The sequence below is a fragment of the Streptomyces hirsutus genome, assembly GCF_001418415.1.
Classification (GTDB): domain Bacteria; phylum Actinomycetota; class Actinomycetes; order Streptomycetales; family Streptomycetaceae; genus Streptomyces; species Streptomyces hirsutus.
This window is the reverse complement of record NZ_LIQT01000488.1, coordinates 1-1182: the sequence shown is the minus strand read 5'-3', so window position 1 is coordinate 1182 and position 1182 is coordinate 1. Positions and strand designations below refer to the sequence as shown.

Annotated in this window: 1 protein-coding gene; it reads left to right on the top strand. The window is 71.8% G+C overall.

Annotated features, from left to right (window positions below):
• Window positions 1–1182: 3-hydroxyacyl-CoA dehydrogenase family protein (locus AOK11_RS31980; protein ID WP_167353860.1), on the top strand; the 1182-nt coding region annotated here is incomplete at both ends.

Sequence of the window (1182 nt, the reverse complement as noted above, 5' to 3'; positions counted from 1 at the left end):
AACATGATCCAGGCGTTCTTCCACGACCTGCGGGCCGTAGACGCGGGCGCCAACCGACCGCAGCACCTCCCCGCCCGCACCGTGAACAAGGTCGCCGTCCTGGGCGCCGGCATGATGGGCGCGGGCATCGCGTACGCCTGCGCCGGGGCCGGGATCGACGTCGTCCTCAAGGACGTGTCCGTCGAGTCGGCCGAGCGGGGCAAGGCGTACTCGGCGCGGCTGCTGGAGAAGGCGGTGGCCGCCGGCCGGACCACCGACGCCGAGCGCACGGCGCACCTCGCCCGGATCACGCCCACTGCCGATGCCCAGGACCTGGCGGGCTGCGATGCCGTGATCGAGGCCGTCTTCGAGGACCCCGACCTCAAGGCCCAGGTGCTCCGGGAAGCCGAGAGCGTGGTCGCCGCCGATGCCCTGCTGTGCTCCAACACCTCCACCCTGCCCATCACTTCGCTCGCCGGTGCGGTGGGCCGGCCCAAGGACTTCATCGGGCTGCACTTCTTCTCGCCGGTGGACCGGATGAGACTGGTGGAGATCGTCAAGGGCGGGCAGACCGGCGACGAGGCGCTCGCCCGCGCCTTCGACCTGGTCCGGCAGATCAAGAAGACGCCGATCGTCGTCAACGACAGCCGCGGCTTCTTCACCTCCCGGGTCATCGGCCGCTTCATCGACGAGGGCGTCGCCATGGTCGGCGAGGGCTACGACGCCGCCTCCGTCGAACAGGCCGCCGCCCAGGCCGGCTACCCCGCCAAGGTGCTCTCCCTGATGGACGAGCTGACCCTCACCCTGCCGCGCAGGATCCGGGAGGAGACGCGTCGCGCCGCGCAGGAGGCGGGCCGGGAGTGGACGCCCCACCCGGCCGACGCCGTCGTCGACCGCATGATCGACGAGTTCGGCCGCCCCGGCCGTGCCGGCGGCGCCGGCTTCTATGAGTACGCCGACGGCCGGCGAGCCGGACTCTGGCCCGGACTGCGGGAGCACTTCGCCGACCCGGCGCTGCGCGAGGCCGACCTGACGGAACTCAAGGAGCGGATGCTCTTCGTCGAGGCCCTCGACTCCGTGCGCTGCCTGGAGGAGGGTGTCCTGGTCTCCGTCGCGGACGCCAACGTCGGCTCGCTGCTCGGCATCGGCTTCCCCGCCTGGACCGGCGGCGTCCTGCAGTACATCAACGGCTACGAGGGAGGC